The sequence below is a fragment of the Bradyrhizobium sp. th-b2 genome (assembly GCF_000426785.1).
Lineage (GTDB): Bacteria > Pseudomonadota > Alphaproteobacteria > Rhizobiales > Xanthobacteraceae > Bradyrhizobium > Bradyrhizobium septentrionale.
Map to the genome: position 1 here is coordinate 1 of NZ_AUGA01000070.1, position 13098 is coordinate 13098.

19 protein-coding genes are annotated in these 13098 nt (G+C 61.8%); 14 read left to right on the top strand and 5 right to left on the bottom strand.

The features are described 5' to 3' along the window. Positions 1-104: 104 nt before the first annotated feature. From K359_RS0140575 to K359_RS0140595, 4 genes are all read right to left on the bottom strand, one after another. Complete coding sequence (locus K359_RS0140575) at positions 105-362, bottom strand: hypothetical protein (protein ID WP_029084327.1); 258 nt, start codon at positions 360-362, stop codon at positions 105-107. Continuing rightward, positions 362-616, bottom strand: coding sequence for a hypothetical protein (locus K359_RS0140580; RefSeq protein ID WP_029084328.1), 255 nt, complete (start codon positions 614-616; stop codon positions 362-364). Before K359_RS0140580 ends, K359_RS0140575 begins: the two co-directional genes overlap by 1 nt. Next, positions 613-2061: an integrase arm-type DNA-binding domain-containing protein gene (locus K359_RS0140585; RefSeq protein ID WP_084518687.1), complete on the bottom strand. Its 1449-nt coding sequence runs from the start codon at positions 2059-2061 to the stop codon at positions 613-615. The genes K359_RS0140580 and K359_RS0140585 overlap by 4 nt, the downstream gene beginning before the upstream one ends. An 832-nt stretch (positions 2062-2893) precedes the next feature. Then, complete coding sequence (locus tag K359_RS0140595) at positions 2894-3343, bottom strand: hypothetical protein (RefSeq protein ID WP_029084330.1); 450 nt, start codon at positions 3341-3343, stop codon at positions 2894-2896. Between the two features lie 116 nt (positions 3344-3459). On the opposite strand from K359_RS0140595, the gene K359_RS62155 reads away from it, so the two are divergent. The 14 genes from K359_RS62155 (at position 3460) to K359_RS0140660 (ending at position 12437) form a co-directional block, all read left to right on the top strand. After that, positions 3460-3708, top strand: a complete 249-nt coding sequence (locus K359_RS62155; protein ID WP_156928940.1) for a hypothetical protein — start codon at positions 3460-3462, stop codon at positions 3706-3708. Positions 3709-4202: 494 nt separating this feature from the next. Further along, positions 4203-4400 (top strand): AlpA family transcriptional regulator, encoded by a 198-nt coding sequence (locus K359_RS0140600; protein WP_029084331.1) that lies wholly within the window; start codon positions 4203-4205, stop codon positions 4398-4400. Between the two features lie 142 nt (positions 4401-4542). Continuing rightward, positions 4543-4800 carry a DUF6074 family protein gene (locus tag K359_RS0140605; RefSeq protein ID WP_029084332.1) on the top strand — a complete coding sequence of 86 codons (258 nt, stop codon included), beginning with the start codon at positions 4543-4545 and terminating at the stop codon, positions 4798-4800. Then, a complete protein-coding gene (locus K359_RS0140610; RefSeq protein ID WP_029084333.1) occupies positions 4797-5159 on the top strand; it encodes a DUF6074 family protein in 363 nt (120 codons plus the stop codon). The genes K359_RS0140605 and K359_RS0140610 overlap by 4 nt, the downstream gene beginning before the upstream one ends. Next, positions 5156-5914 carry a hypothetical protein gene (locus K359_RS0140615; protein WP_029084334.1) on the top strand — a complete coding sequence of 253 codons (759 nt, stop codon included), beginning with the start codon at positions 5156-5158 and terminating at the stop codon, positions 5912-5914. The genes K359_RS0140610 and K359_RS0140615 overlap by 4 nt, the downstream gene beginning before the upstream one ends. Before the next feature lie 400 nt (positions 5915-6314). Then, positions 6315-6605 carry a hypothetical protein gene (locus K359_RS62160; protein ID WP_156928941.1) on the top strand — a complete coding sequence of 97 codons (291 nt, stop codon included), beginning with the start codon at positions 6315-6317 and terminating at the stop codon, positions 6603-6605. Between the two features lie 234 nt (positions 6606-6839). Continuing rightward, positions 6840-7352, top strand: coding sequence for a hypothetical protein (locus K359_RS0140625; RefSeq protein WP_029084336.1), 513 nt, complete (start codon positions 6840-6842; stop codon positions 7350-7352). Next, complete coding sequence (locus K359_RS0140630; RefSeq protein WP_029084337.1) at positions 7349-7774, top strand: hypothetical protein; 426 nt, start codon at positions 7349-7351, stop codon at positions 7772-7774. Before K359_RS0140625 ends, K359_RS0140630 begins: the two co-directional genes overlap by 4 nt. 77 nt (positions 7775-7851) lie before the next feature. Next, positions 7852-8055: a hypothetical protein gene (locus tag K359_RS0140635; RefSeq protein ID WP_156928942.1), complete on the top strand. Its 204-nt coding sequence runs from the start codon at positions 7852-7854 to the stop codon at positions 8053-8055. 15 nt (positions 8056-8070) lie between these two features. After that, the gene (locus K359_RS0140640; protein ID WP_029084339.1) at positions 8071-8298 is read left to right on the top strand and encodes a hypothetical protein; all 228 of its coding nucleotides are present in this window, start codon (positions 8071-8073) and stop codon (positions 8296-8298) included. A gap of 2 nt (positions 8299-8300) precedes the next feature. Beyond that, positions 8301-9179 carry a hypothetical protein gene (locus tag K359_RS0140645; protein ID WP_029084340.1) on the top strand — a complete coding sequence of 293 codons (879 nt, stop codon included), beginning with the start codon at positions 8301-8303 and terminating at the stop codon, positions 9177-9179. A gap of 199 nt (positions 9180-9378) precedes the next feature. Next, positions 9379-11838: a phage tail tape measure protein gene (locus tag K359_RS0140650; RefSeq protein ID WP_156928943.1), complete on the top strand. Its 2460-nt coding sequence runs from the start codon at positions 9379-9381 to the stop codon at positions 11836-11838. A 10-nt stretch (positions 11839-11848) separates the two neighbouring features. Beyond that, positions 11849-12124, top strand: a complete 276-nt coding sequence (locus tag K359_RS64990; RefSeq protein WP_029084342.1) for a hypothetical protein — start codon at positions 11849-11851, stop codon at positions 12122-12124. Continuing rightward, positions 12102-12437, top strand: a complete 336-nt coding sequence (locus tag K359_RS0140660) for a hypothetical protein (RefSeq protein ID WP_029084343.1) — start codon at positions 12102-12104, stop codon at positions 12435-12437. The genes K359_RS64990 and K359_RS0140660 overlap by 23 nt, the downstream gene beginning before the upstream one ends. Before the next feature lie 195 nt (positions 12438-12632). On the opposite strand, the gene K359_RS62170 is transcribed toward K359_RS0140660, so the two are convergent. Beyond that, positions 12633-12902, bottom strand: coding sequence for a hypothetical protein (locus K359_RS62170; RefSeq protein ID WP_156928945.1), 270 nt, complete (start codon positions 12900-12902; stop codon positions 12633-12635). Positions 12903-13098: the final 196 nt, after the last annotated feature.

Genomic DNA, 13098 nt, shown 5'->3' on the forward strand with positions numbered 1-13098 from the left:
ACTCGATCCAGAGGTCAACCACTGCGTTGGTCGGCGCTGTCTCGATCGGCTGCCCCTCGTTCATCTTCTCGTCCATTGCATCTCTCTTTCTCAACGCTTCGATCTCAGGCTTGATCGGTCGGAGCCGATTCCGCGGATTCAGCCTCAACGCTTCCCGAGCAGTCGCCAAAGGGGTTGGGCAGCTTCAGCATCGATTTCTGGAAGCTCGCGAGCGCTTCCTTCGCCGCCCTGGGAGCCGCCGCTCCCAGTTGCGTTACGACCCGTTCCAGCGAGTGCCAGTCGCCGATCACGGGCTGCTCCATCAATGCGTTCGCCTTGGCGTGCAGGTCGGCATTGCCGCGCTTGGTCGCTTTGCTGGACATCAGCGGAACTCCTTGCAGGCGTCGCCGCTGCGGAACGTCCCGGACGGGCAGGCCGTGCCCGGGATGTACGGATAGGCGCGGGGCGTGTCCTTGTGCAGCGCCTCGCACTTGTCGCCCTTGCCGACGTAGCCGGTAGGGCAGGTGCCGGTCCTCTGGATGCGCTCGCGGCCATCCTGGGTCGGTGTGGGGTAGGGGCTCTCGGCCAGCGCCTGGGTGGCGACCATGGTCAGAGCGATGATCAGTGCCGTCTTCATTTCACGTCCTCTTTCGGGCCGTCGCCAATGATCTGGCGCAGCTCCTGTGCAAGAATGGTCACGACGTGCCGCTTCTCCTTCAGCATGTCGTATTTGTCGTAGACCGCGGTCACGTCACCATTGACGTGGTCCAGCATGGCCTTCACGTCCTCGCGCGGCGCTCCGGCCCGACGAGCAATTGTCGCGGCGGTTCGTCGCAGATCATGGGCAGTGAAGTGCTTCAGTCCGAGGAAATCGCGGAGTCCTATGCGGTCCTCCGTCTTGTCTCCGCTCTTCTTTCCATTTTTCTTTCCATTCAGTGCTTGCGAAATTGAGGATCGGGCGATCGAGGTTTTGCCCGTGACGTCGAACTTCGATGGGAACAGGGCGGTTCGGTTCCCGTTCCCCATCGCCTTCTTGACGATGTCGGCGGCCAGGTCGGACAACGGAACGATCACCGCCCGGTCCTTCTTCACGCGCCCCGGCGGCATCTCGTAGAGCGCATTGCTCGAGTCGAGGTTGCTGACCTCGCTCGTCTCGGCTCCTGCCGACTGATAGGGGCGGACCATCGTGGTTAGGATGAAGCGGGTCGCCAGCGCCACGCTGCGCTCGACCGGCGCATCATCCCGATCGAGACCCCACCAGAGGGTCCTGATCTCGTCATCCGATAGCACCCGGTCCCGCTGCTTCTCCTTGCCGCCGCGGCGCTCGAGTCCGGCCAGTGGGTTGGTTGGCGCATGCTTGCGGCCTGGCTGCATCGCCCACTTGAAGACCTTGTGGAGGATCGACTGGGTGCGGTTGGCGCTGACCGGCGCCTCCTCGGCGATCTCGTCGAGCAGGTCGGCGATGTCGTCGTCGGTGACGGACGCTGCCGGTTCGCTGCCCCAGGCCGAGCGCGGCCGGCGCAGATAGCCGATGTCGTTCTTCCAGGACTTCTTGTTCGGGACCGACGTCAACACGGTCGGCCACTTGCCGGTCTCGTGGAAGATCCGTACCGCGTCCTTGCCGCACTGGCCGCCGATCACGTAGTCGGCGATGTAGAGGTCGGCCAGATCATCGAACGACAGGGCCTCTTCCTTGGCTATCCGCTTCCGCTCCTGGCGTTGCTTGCGGCGAGGGTCCTCGTCCTCGGCCATTGTCCTGCGATGCTCAGCGACCTTGTCTCGCGCCTTGGCGAGCGTCAGGTCGGGGTAGCTGCCGAGACGAAGCCGCACGGATTTGGAGAGGAGCGGGGACCAATAATAGAAGATCCACGACTTGTTCCCGGACTTGAGCGCCCTCAGCTGAAGCCCCTTGCAGCCATCGTCGGAGACCGAGATGTGGTCCCGATCTGGTGGACATTTGAGGCCTGCGATATACTTGTCGGTGAGCTTAGGCACCCTAGTCCCCGGTATCAAAAAACGTCGGTTTTGCCTGACCCGGAGGTCAGAAAAGCATGATGCTTGGTGAGTTCTATTGGCATTCATGCAAACGGTCAAGCGAGAAAGCTCAATGATTTAGGTCTTTCAGGTGTCATCATAATGCAAATGAGTTGAATGCAAGCGAGTCTGGGAGACTAGGGGTCGGAGGTTCAAATCCTCTCGCTCCGACCATTTTCAGAAGTTAGATCAATAAGATATTTTGGAGGCTTGAAGGTTGGCTTTTCGTCGCCTTTCGTATGTAAGCACGTTGTAAGCACCGGGTGAGGTCTCACTGCCTGCACAACTACAGTTCTGGCCAAGGAAGGCTCTGATTGATACCCGCCCGCGAAGGTGACGGCCGATAGCTTGGGAATGGCCGAGGCGGACGACGGGTCGCTGTATTACATCAAGGCCGACGACCGTGGCCGCCCTGCGCGGCCAGCGAATGGCTGGGAACGCACATAGCTGAAGCGGTTGGAATACAAGCGCGAGCTTGGCGCGCACCTACCTGATGACGCCGTCCGCGTCGAACGCCGCCATCCCCATCAGCGATCTAACCGGCGTCTCTAGCGGATATACGCGCTGGATATGTTTCTCGGAAATGTCGACCGTCACTTCGGCAATTACCTGTCGATCGACGACAACGAGGTTCAGCGACTGTACGGCAGAAAGCTACAAACGAGATGTTGGAGATTTTGCCGCCAGCTCTTTGGGTCGCCAATCGATTTCTGGTTGGCGAACCTGCCAGTCACCGGCGCTGTACCATCATCAAGAAGGTGGTGCCGGTGTACTCCGCCTTCTTTGCTTTCGCGGATATTACGAGAGCGACCCTATGAGTGTTGCGGAGTTCAGAGCCTTCAAAAACGACGAGCTACTAGCGTCCACGTAGGGCGCTGTTTTATTTTTTGTCTTCCATCATTTCGTTCATGTAGGCATCGGTGTCATCCCATCCCGAGTTAGCGTTTGTCATCGACTTATGGCTGTGGTCATAGACCATTCCATATCTTTTGCTGTCCGTTATTTCCTCAGTTGCCATTAAATCATCTACCTGCATGTCGTAGAGTATGCGCCTCTCTCGCTCTTTCGTAGGGCCGGTACGATATTTCTGCTTAACATGGAACTCGCCGTAGCAGCGGTTCGCTCGAGGGTCGTACCGGGACGAGGAAAAGAAGAAGTCAAGCTCTGGCGCGTTTTTGCGGTAGAAATCTTCGGTCATCGTCTGCGTCTTTTCATCTACCATTTCCTTGCACTTGATGCGCAGGTTGAAAGCCTCAGTTGCGGTCGGCGGGGTCTGGCCATAGGCCGGCGCCAGAAACACAACACCCAGGACCAACATTTGCAGCCTCATCGTCTCTCCTTGACAGATTGCCGTTTACGTTCTCGAACTGCCCCATTGCTGCGCAATTTCATCTAAGCGGTAAGACATACGGGTATGGCTTATAACAACCCTTACGAAATGAATATTTGCCGAAGGTATCGATTTTAGAGGCGGGCGACGAAGGTTGGAAAGTCACATTCGCTTATCCCGACCTCGATAGCCGTTCGTTTTATTTTTCCAGCAGAACGCAGGCCAACACCGCAATTGACCTCGCCCGATACGCCATTATCAGCCAAATACAGCTCGAAGCGCGCCCGACCAGAATGCCAGATCACGGTTCACGCTGCGGTTTTGAAGCGACCCGTCAGCGCCGGCGTGCGATCGTATCGACGTAGCTGATCTTCGACCGTCCATGACGCCGCCAGCACTATTTTACCGACCAGCGTCGTCAATCGGCCTTCGTCGACGACGGAACGAAATCCGGATTTCTGCGCCCCTGCTGCGCTTCGATCGCGTCGAGCTTCTTCCAGTCTGTTGAAGACCCTCCGCCGCGATCGTCGGGGCATGTCCCGGTAAAGCAACCCGGCGGAAGGACCTAAGCCGTGAGGGCAAATCACACATGAGGAAGGCGCCGGAAGCGCGAGCAAGGGGGGACACGCCCGGGACATCTGGGGGGACAAAGGGGACAAACCGGGCGCGTACCCGGGATTTCTCCCTTGTTCGGTGATTTTTTTGTCGCAGCAAAATCAAGCACTAATCGGAAACGCGCCGGGCATTATGCCCGCTTCATGCCCGGTTCGAGGTTTGTCACCTTGAATGTCCCTCCCGGCTTTCGGCATCGTCCACTCCGTTCCGACGCGATCGCCGCGTCGCAAAGCGGAGGATTGAAATGCAGGCGAATGCCAACGCCGCGGGATCGCGCTACATCGACGATCGAGCGGCGGCGAAATATTTGAACGTGTCGACGTCGACGCTGGCGAAGTGGCGCATGAGGAAGTTTGGCCCGCGCTATCATCGGTTCGGCGTGCTGGTTCGATACACGCTCGCCGATCTGGACGCATACGCCGAACAATCGCGGTCCGCCTGATCTGATCCGTTTTGCTGCGCGGTTAGCACGCCCGCGCAGTACAAGCGCCCGCCCGGATGTACGGCGGCGCTTCGGCGGCGCGCCGCGGTCCTTTCCCCGCCCGGCGCGCCGCCATTCAATCCCCAGCTGTGAGGCCCGACCAATGAAGCGCCCCGCGCAGGTATTCGCGTTCCCGCCGGCCAAACACCGGAAGATCGTGGCATACGTCGCCAGCCAAATGGGCAAGCGGCAGACCATCGACGCTGCTGAAGAATTCTTGGCTGACCATTTGTGGATGGAAACCTGCAGGCTGGACGATCTCGACATTCCCGAAGGCGACATTGAACGGTTCTGCCGGGATTTCGCGCGGGCGGCTTGGTTGGCTTACTTCAAAGATCGCCAGTCGCGAGGCGTGGCATGACAGAGAAGTCAGCAGTTCGTCGCTTCGTTAGCGATGTCCGGCGCGACGTGGCGCCGGACGTCCAACCGGAAAGCGATCCGCAGTTACACATTCACATTGCGGCGCCGACGGCGAAGGTGTTCCTCCTGCCGGGTCATTTTCGGGACGCTGCATATGTCCGCCGCCACGTAGAATTCGTATTGACGCGATCCGCGGAGCAGGGCGAGCAGCATGTTCGGCGGAACCTCGGCGCCATCCGCATGACCCTGGAGGAAATGGGCATCGACGACGGCGCGATCCAAGCCGAACTCCGAACCATTGAGGCAGCCGTTCGGGCAGAAATCTGGAAGCAGGTTCTTCTACCGGATGGTGACGAATGAGCGTTGCAGCCGCGCGACAATCCATCAGGCGCGAAGCTTGGGCTGACCTCGCGTCAACGAGGCCTGAAGACCGGGTCGCGAGGCTTCGATCGGACGAAGTCACCCGATTGATTTGGGTTCGTGACAAGGGCCGGCTGCCGGACGATGACAACAGCCGACGCCTCATCGCGTTCGCGCTTGCTCATTTGGCAAGGTTGGCGAACGCAGGAGAGCGCATTTCGAGCTTCCTTGCCCGATATGCCGATTGGATGCCGGATGCGCAGCGCCGGGACGCGACAGCCGCCGCCTTTGCATCGAGCCGGCGCTGGGGCGCCGACGCGGCCGCGCGTGAACTCGGCGTCACTTTCGCCGAGCGGACCTCAGCAAGATTGCGCACGATCGGCTCGATCGACGTCGACGCTGAGGCGCGCGCTGCAATCCAAAAGGACAAGCGACGCCAGCGAGAGAAGGAACGTCGTCTCCGTGAGCGTCTGTCGGGACAGCCGAGGCTATCAAAGCCGGAACGCCGCCTCGCCGCGATCCTTTCCAGCTTACCGCCTGAAGGCTGGTGGGACATAGGGTCCATCACCCAGGAATTGATACGGTCTAAGTCCGTCGCGTTTGACGATCTCGGCAAGGACACGGGGAGCCTCCGTCCTGCGGTCCACCGCGCTGTCAAATACGGCGTAGAGCAAGGGACACTGGAGACAAGAATTGTACCCGGAACGTCGAGGATCGCTGAGACCCTACAGGTCAGGCGAGCGCCCCTCGCATGACCTGCACACCTGCTTCACCCGTAGATAGGGCACGCATTTTTGATACGGTATCATCACGGTATCAAAAACGCGTGCCCTATCTATCGATGCAGATAGGGCACGGCATTTTGATACGGTATCAAAACCGCGTGCCCTGTAGTTCTTATTCTATCACTAAGACTGAATGCGTCCGCGGGGCGGCGATCTTGATGTGGCGTTCCGCCGGCCGGCCGGCTGCCGCCGCCGGCCTCCAACGGCAACCGTCGTCGAGGAAGCCCGTGCTCCTGCCAGAAGGCCGGCGCGCGTTCAGCGCGTCCGGCCCATCTCCGAAGCTGACGATCTTGAAGCTTCAACAGAGAAGCCGACTTCGAGAGAAAAGCTGGCGGCCGGCGGGCAGTCTCCCGGGATCAGTGAGGCATTCATGATCCCCGACGGCATCGAGCTATTTCAGTTGCGGCAACGCCGATCTGCTTCTGGGGACACTTTCTTTACAGGCAGGTTCGGCGCCGCCTTCGTTGTGTTGGTTCGGGATGAAATCGAGCGTGATCTTTGGCGCATGGTCGCTTGCGACCCAACCCAGACACACTCTCGGGATCATGGTCCATCACCGGCGCGCGCGATCGCGCCGCCGATAGACGACGACGGAGATCGAGACGAAGGCGACGCAGGCGAGGAAGGGGCGTTCGATGAACTGCCATCAGACCTTGAATAGTCGCTGGAAACCCATAGGGCGCGCGCTGATGCGCGCTCCTCACGCCCGTACACAGACGCCGGCGAGAGACAGCCAACGGACGACGCGGGGGCTGCCGAAGACGGCGGGGCAGTCTGGCAAAGACGTTAGGGACCGTATGACGGGCGGCCGGATGGTGCGGCACGAAGCGCCCCGGCGTTTGAGCATGTTCAATCCGGTTGATTTCCCGCTTATGTAATTGGAGAGCGACGAAAAATGACTTCAAAACGGCCGAAACCGAAGCGATCCGCCGGCGCGCCACCGGGCGCGTCTCAGGCGCAGGTCGCCCAGCACTTAGACATTTCCCAGCCGCGTGTCGCGCAGTTCGTAGGCGAAGGCGTCTTCAAGCCGCTGGCGAACCGGAAGCTTGATATAGACACCTGCCGGATCGCCTACGTTCGCTGGCTGCGCGATGAAACGCGCAAGTCGACACAGTCCGCAGCCGCTGCGCGCGTCCAGGACGCGCGAGCGAAGGCGATCGAGCTTCGCACATCCCGCGAGGAGGGACGGCTCTGGGAAGCCGAAGAGGTCAGCGCAATCATCGCCGACATCTTGGGAACCTTCAGGCACGAACTGGGTGGCGTCGCGGCGGCTGCGACACGTGACGTCAGCATCCGATCGGCAATCAATCGGCACTTCGACGACGCGATGGACCGCTGCCGGGCACGTTTTGAGCGTGCCGAACGCGCCCTTGCTGCCGGCGCCGACCCGTTCGAGGAGGAGCAATGATCTTAACCGATACCGAGACAAAAATTGCGGTCTACGACCTCACGCGACGGATCATGGGGCGGCCGCTGTTCGCGTCGCCGCCAATGTCATTCGCGCCAGTCGCCGGGAATTTAACCGGCATCGTTGCTGAACTTGATGCGATCATCGCGAGCGCGGCGGCGCTCCGCGATCGCGTCGCGGCCCTATCGGCGCCAGCGCCGATCACAATGCCAGTGCGGGCTTACCGGAACGCCGCCGAAGCCTTCAGCGAGCGCGGCCTTCCGTTCGACAAGCAGAAAATTCGACGCTTGTGCCGCGCAAACGCCGTCGACGATCCCAACGGCGCACAGTTTGCGCAAATGCTCTTGGGAACTTGGCACGTGGTCATGCCAGCGTTCGACGCGTGGTGTGAACGGATTGAACGAGGCCTTGAACGCTTTTAACGTTCCCTGCGCCCCCGGTCTTGCCCCATCGTCGCGCTGTCAACCAACTGGAGCGCGCACCGATGAATTTTCGGCGATTGACCGACGCGAGCGGCGAGACCGTCTACATAAATCTGGACTTCGTGTCGTCCGTTACGGCCGGCGGCGCCGGCGGCACCGTGCCGACGGATCGTCCGCCGGCGCGCTCGTGGATCAAACTGGCGGGCATCGGCAGCGGTGTCAGCACGGTCGTAGTGCGCGAGACGCCGGAAGACATCTTGCACGGCGTTCCTGTCAAGTAAGCAAAGGAAACTGAAATGCAGGCAGCAGCCACCGCCCAAGCCGAACGCGACCGGATTGCCGCGATCAACGCGTTGCCCGAAGCGAAGGGTCGCGAAGGTCTGGCGATGAACCTCGCGACTACTACCAGCATGACGGTCGCTCAGGCGAGGGCGGCGCTCGCCGCGGCGCCCCTCAGCGCCGCCGGCATTTCGGCGCAATGGGACGCGGTTCTGAAGTCCCGCGGGATGATCGGAGGAGTTTAATCATGGCGTTGTTCTCGAAGCGAAGCGAAGAAGAGAAGCGCGCGGCATCTGCGCGCGGGGATCTGGAAGCGGCGCAGAAGAAGCTTGCAAGTCTGCTGGCGCGTGAGAGCATCGCCGCGACGTCGGCCGATCGCTGGGCTCAGTGGACGGCAGAGCGCGACGCGGCGTTGGCCGAAGTCGCGCTCTGCACCGCGCGGCTCGGGCACCTGGAGGCCGCGGCCGAAGCCGCGAAGCGCGAAGCGGAGATCGCCGAAATCACGAAGCGGGTCGAAGCATGCCGCGCCACGAACACCGCGATAGCAGTTCGGTTGCGCGGCGACGGCGCCCGCCTACTCGCCGAACTGACGACACTGGCGCGCGACACCACAGCGGCGACGCTGGAAGCACAACGGCTCAACGCGATCTTGCCGCCCGGCGTCGATCCCATCGAGGTCGGCGACTTCGCGGCACGCGAATTGCCGCGATTGCCGCGAGAAGACATAGCGACGACAGAGCCGGTTCTTTGGGTGAATGCCGCAGGCAACCTCATTGGCAGCCAGGACGATGTCGTTGCCGATGAAGGCGGCGATACCGGACATATCGCCGTCAACAACTTTATGCAGATCGAATGCTTTAAGCGGCGATTTCGGTCGACGACATACCATCCTGCTTTTACTGCTGATCATCCAAACCACTTCTTCGCGCTGTTGCGCTTGCCGTTCGTCGATCGCCCGGGCGTCGCGTTCGATGGCTCCCTGATGACGGCAGAAGCGACCACCGCTATGTCGCTTGAACTGCCGCCGCTGCCGAAATCATCGCGGCCAGTGATGGTCGAACTCACGCCAGTCGAGCCGTGGGCACCCGCCGGCGTTGCGACCGCAGCGGATCGTAATTTGGTCTGACGTGCTTACGCCGTCGCTTTGGCTGTTTTCGTAAAGGTCTTGGGCCAATGCGTCGGCGCGGGCCGCGGGTCCAGGCAAGAAGGGTCCGCGGCCCATTTCATTTTTATAGGAGGCCGATTTGGCGAAGATCATAGAGGCCGTTGCGCGCATCACGGCGGAAGACAAGACCGGGAAGGTCTTCGACGCGATCGCGAAGAAGATGGACGGCCTCGCCAAGTCGGGCAAAACGGCGAAGGCCGTCGATCAGGTCGCGAAGGCGCTGGAACGCGCTAAAACGCAGATGGCCGCGATCGACAAGTTCGACGTTTCGCGGGGCACCTTCGCCGCGACACGTCAGCGATATCGCGACGCACAGGTCGCGGTCGAAGCCGCGGCGAGGGCGATCAAGGGCGTCGCCCAGCCGACCCGCGAAATGGAAACGAACCTGAAGCGGGCGCAGGCGCAGGTTAAGGCAACCGCGAGGGCGTTCGACATTCAGAAGGAAGCCGTCCTGTCGAACAAGCGCGCGCTTCAGGGAATGGGCGTCGATATCCAGCAAGCGGCCGCGCATCATACGCGGCTGCGGAAGGCCGTCGAACAAACTGGCGCAACGCTGGAACGGGAAGAACGCCGGGCAACTCGCCGGCAAAACCGGCAGGTCGCCTTGTCCGGCGCCGCCGCTGCCGTCGGCGCCTTCGCCGGTCATGAAGTGAAAGCGGGGGCGCGCGCGGTCGCTCATACCTATCGCGAATTCGATCGCGAACGCCGCTTTGCAAAGGCGGTCATGGGCATTTCGGACGAAGAACAGGCGCCGCTTGTGAAGCAAGCAATTCACATGGGCGCGACGACGAAGTTTAACGACATTCAGGTTCTGGAAGCCCAGTGCGAACTTGCGGCCCGCGGGGTGAAGCGCGATCAAATTATGGGAATGATGGGGCCGGCCGCATCGCTTGGTTCGGCTCTGGACCTGAAGCTTCCGGACGCGGTCAAGCAAATGGAAGGCGCGATCTTCGGCTTCAAAAAGCAGATGGGGACGCTGGAAGAAGCGCAGAAGTCGGCGCAACAGACGGCCGACTATCAGGTCAAGGCGGCGAAGATTTCCGGCATGACGCCGGAAGACATCACGCAGCTATACAAGTACGGCGCGACGCCGGCGCGGATGGGCAAGATCAGCGAAGCGTCCCTGCTCGGCTTCGGCGGCATCTTGAAGAAGGCGAACATCGGCGGCGACGAAGCCGGCGTCGCCTTCCGGGCGCTCATGTCGACGGCGCAGGCGCCGACGGCGGGCGCGAAAACCGCGCTTCTCGCGAACGGGCTGAACTATAAGAACTATCAGCGCGTCCCGAACAGCCTTGCGGTCGACCCGTTCGCCGAAGACGTCGCCGCGCGGTACGGCGTGAAGCTGAACGACAAGACCCGCGCCGGGCTGGGCAAAATCTTCGCTGACAAGGCGATGATTTCCGACCCTGCCAAGTTCAACCCGGCCGTGACGTCGCTTCTGCGCGGCGAATTGCAGGGCGGCGACGCGAAGTCGCTGAAGTCGATCGCGGGCGCCGCCGGCCGCTACCGGGACAAGTCGGTCAACGAAGTCGACACCAATGCATTCATCAAAGACCTGATCCCGAAGCTGGCGAACAATCTGCCGCTGGCGAATGCTCTGTTCGGTTCGAAACAGGGCGGCCGCATTGCGACGGCGCTGGGCGACGGCGACACGCTGAAGCATATCATCGGCGAAATCGAAGGCGGGTCGGAAGGCTACGCCGGCAAGATCGCCGCGGAACGGATGGCCGGCTTCGACGGCGCCGTCAGCCGCTTCGAAGGCGCGGTGAAGAACCTAGAAACCGCAGTCGGCCGGGCTTTCGACAAGGACGGCAAGGGCGGGCTTCTGACGCAGGTTACCGACCTGATCGGGCAGGCGATCCAGAAGACCGCGGAACTGCCGCCGGGCGTCGTCGCCGGCGGCGCGGCGACTGCGTACGCTGCCGGTAAGGGCGCGCAAATTTACGGCGGCTTCAAACTCCTCCAGCTTCTCACGACCGGCGGCGGTCTGACGTCGTCAGCGGTCGCGCTGGACGGCGCAGCGGCCGCCCTGACGTCGGCGGCGGCCGTCCTTAGCGGCGGCAAGGTCGCCGGCACCGCGGCGGAAACTGCGGCCACCGCAGGGAAGACCGCCGCCAGCGCCGGCGTCGGATCGGCTCTCTGGGGCGCTGGCGCGGCTGCGCTGCCGTGGGTCGCTGGCGCCGCCGCGATCGGCGGCGGTCTCTACGCGATGCATACGTCCGTCCAAGACGCCGGTTACGAGGGCATGACAAGCGGCGAACGCCTTCGCCGGCAGCGCGGCGGATCGATGCGCGATATGTACCGCCGCGCATGGGGCTACCCGATGGCGCCCGACGTCCCTGAAGTGTCGCCAACGATGACTTACGGGACCGGCGTCGGCGGCAACGGGGCCGGCGGCGGAAACGTCAGCGTTCAGGGCGAAGTTCACGGCGAAGTCGAAAACAAGCTGACCGTCGAAGCCGGGTCGTCGCTCTTGGAAGTCGTGAAGCAAGCGCAAACCGCGATCCGGCTGGCCGGGTCGATCAATAACGGGAACGGCCCCGGCTCGCTGGGGCATTCGTCGCCGGACGCGGCGGCGCCGGCGCCGGCGATCAGCCCGAAGCAGGTTCCGCACTTCTGAGGTTTTGAGGATGGCGAGCTATCAGGCGAACGATGAAGCAATCGTCGAAGCAGCCGATATCATCGCGGCGACTTTGCGGCGATATCCAAGTCTCTTGCCGGTCGTGGAAGCAGCGTGCACGGCGGTCGCCGCAATTCTGAAGAACCCAAAGCTCGGCGATGACATCGCGATCGCTTTGATCAGCACGTGCAACCCGACCTTGATCCCGATCGGCGAGTGCATTGCGAAGATCGCTGCCGAAATTCAGGTGCTCAACGGTGAACATGAACGCGATCGAGCGAACTGAGCGCATCAAGTCACTCGTAAGGATCGCTGTCGCCATTCTTCGCAGCAACGACGTCGGCGGCTATCTCGATCTGCCCGAGGGTGGGCGCGTTCGCTCCTATGAGTTTCGTTTCAACGAGATGGCTCTGTCGTTGCGTCGTCGTGTCGACGACGACGCGCAGGAAGCAACGTTGATCGCGCCCGCGACCCGGGCACCGTTCGATGGACGGTCGACGCCGCCGTCAAGGTCCGGCAAGGGGCTTACGAAGGCTCACGTCAGGCGGGCGACGGCGAGGACGTGCCCGCGCCGCTTTGACGTTTTACGTATCCGGTGAATTGCGGGGAAAACCCACGGCAATGTAACCCACATCACGCGCAGCCCAGCCGCTTAGCCGAGACTATCCCGCTGTAGGCTTCAGCGAGGACACCATGGACAACGAGTTCTGCAAGGAGAGGGCACGGACCGTTCGCGCGCTGGCCGAAGGGGCTGATCCCTTTATCAAGCTGCGCCTTCTGCAACTAGCGGCCCACTACGAACGGCGCTTTGTGCAATCGGAAGCGCCGATCTGCGGCCGCTCGCCACGATCGCAAATTCCTCCACCGCCCAACGACCACGAGTAATGCTTGGCTATCAACAGAAAGCTGAGCACGGCGCCCGTGATAACTGCAATCACCAAGCCATTCAAAAAGCTATGGCGAGCACTCGTCCAGATCGAAGCCGCCTGCGCCACGCTCGCGCCTCGCGCGATCGGAGCGTCGCGCTGAACGCTGTTTCGCCTCTTGGTCGATTTGTCGGTCATGGAAGGGGTCGCCGTCACCATACTCAACGCGCACGACGGCGACCGTCTGAGGCCTTCAGGGCCGCGATCAAGTTAGGGTGATTTTGGTGAACGATCGGTTATCGAACAGAAAAATTCGAAGCTGGCGAGGGAAGGAGCCGGCGCATCAGTCAAATTTTTGACCGGCGGTTAACCGATCTCGCCGAGACTTCGCACC

Coding starts and splice junctions, on each gene's coding strand:
- K359_RS0140575 (WP_029084327.1), bottom strand. CDS start 362: ATGTCCAGCAAAGCGACCAAGCGCGGCAATGCCGACCTGCACGCCAAG.
- K359_RS0140580 (WP_029084328.1), bottom strand. CDS start 616: ATGAAGACGGCACTGATCATCGCTCTGACCATGGTCGCCACCCAGGCG.
- K359_RS0140585 (WP_084518687.1), bottom strand. CDS start 2,061: ATGAATGCCAATAGAACTCACCAAGCATCATGCTTTTCTGACCTCCGG.
- K359_RS0140595 (WP_029084330.1), bottom strand. CDS start 3,343: ATGAGGCTGCAAATGTTGGTCCTGGGTGTTGTGTTTCTGGCGCCGGCC.
- K359_RS0140600 (WP_029084331.1), top strand. CDS start 4,203: ATGCAGGCGAATGCCAACGCCGCGGGATCGCGCTACATCGACGATCGA.
- K359_RS0140605 (WP_029084332.1), top strand. CDS start 4,543: ATGAAGCGCCCCGCGCAGGTATTCGCGTTCCCGCCGGCCAAACACCGG.
- K359_RS0140610 (WP_029084333.1), top strand. CDS start 4,797: ATGACAGAGAAGTCAGCAGTTCGTCGCTTCGTTAGCGATGTCCGGCGC.
- K359_RS0140615 (WP_029084334.1), top strand. CDS start 5,156: ATGAGCGTTGCAGCCGCGCGACAATCCATCAGGCGCGAAGCTTGGGCT.
- K359_RS62160 (WP_156928941.1), top strand. CDS start 6,315: ATGATCCCCGACGGCATCGAGCTATTTCAGTTGCGGCAACGCCGATCT.
- K359_RS0140625 (WP_029084336.1), top strand. CDS start 6,840: ATGACTTCAAAACGGCCGAAACCGAAGCGATCCGCCGGCGCGCCACCG.
- K359_RS0140630 (WP_029084337.1), top strand. CDS start 7,349: ATGATCTTAACCGATACCGAGACAAAAATTGCGGTCTACGACCTCACG.
- K359_RS0140640 (WP_029084339.1), top strand. CDS start 8,071: ATGCAGGCAGCAGCCACCGCCCAAGCCGAACGCGACCGGATTGCCGCG.
- K359_RS0140645 (WP_029084340.1), top strand. CDS start 8,301: ATGGCGTTGTTCTCGAAGCGAAGCGAAGAAGAGAAGCGCGCGGCATCT.
- K359_RS0140650 (WP_156928943.1), top strand. CDS start 9,379: ATGGACGGCCTCGCCAAGTCGGGCAAAACGGCGAAGGCCGTCGATCAG.
- K359_RS64990 (WP_029084342.1), top strand. CDS start 11,849: ATGGCGAGCTATCAGGCGAACGATGAAGCAATCGTCGAAGCAGCCGAT.
- K359_RS0140660 (WP_029084343.1), top strand. CDS start 12,102: ATGAACGCGATCGAGCGAACTGAGCGCATCAAGTCACTCGTAAGGATC.
- K359_RS62170 (WP_156928945.1), bottom strand. CDS start 12,902: ATGACCGACAAATCGACCAAGAGGCGAAACAGCGTTCAGCGCGACGCT.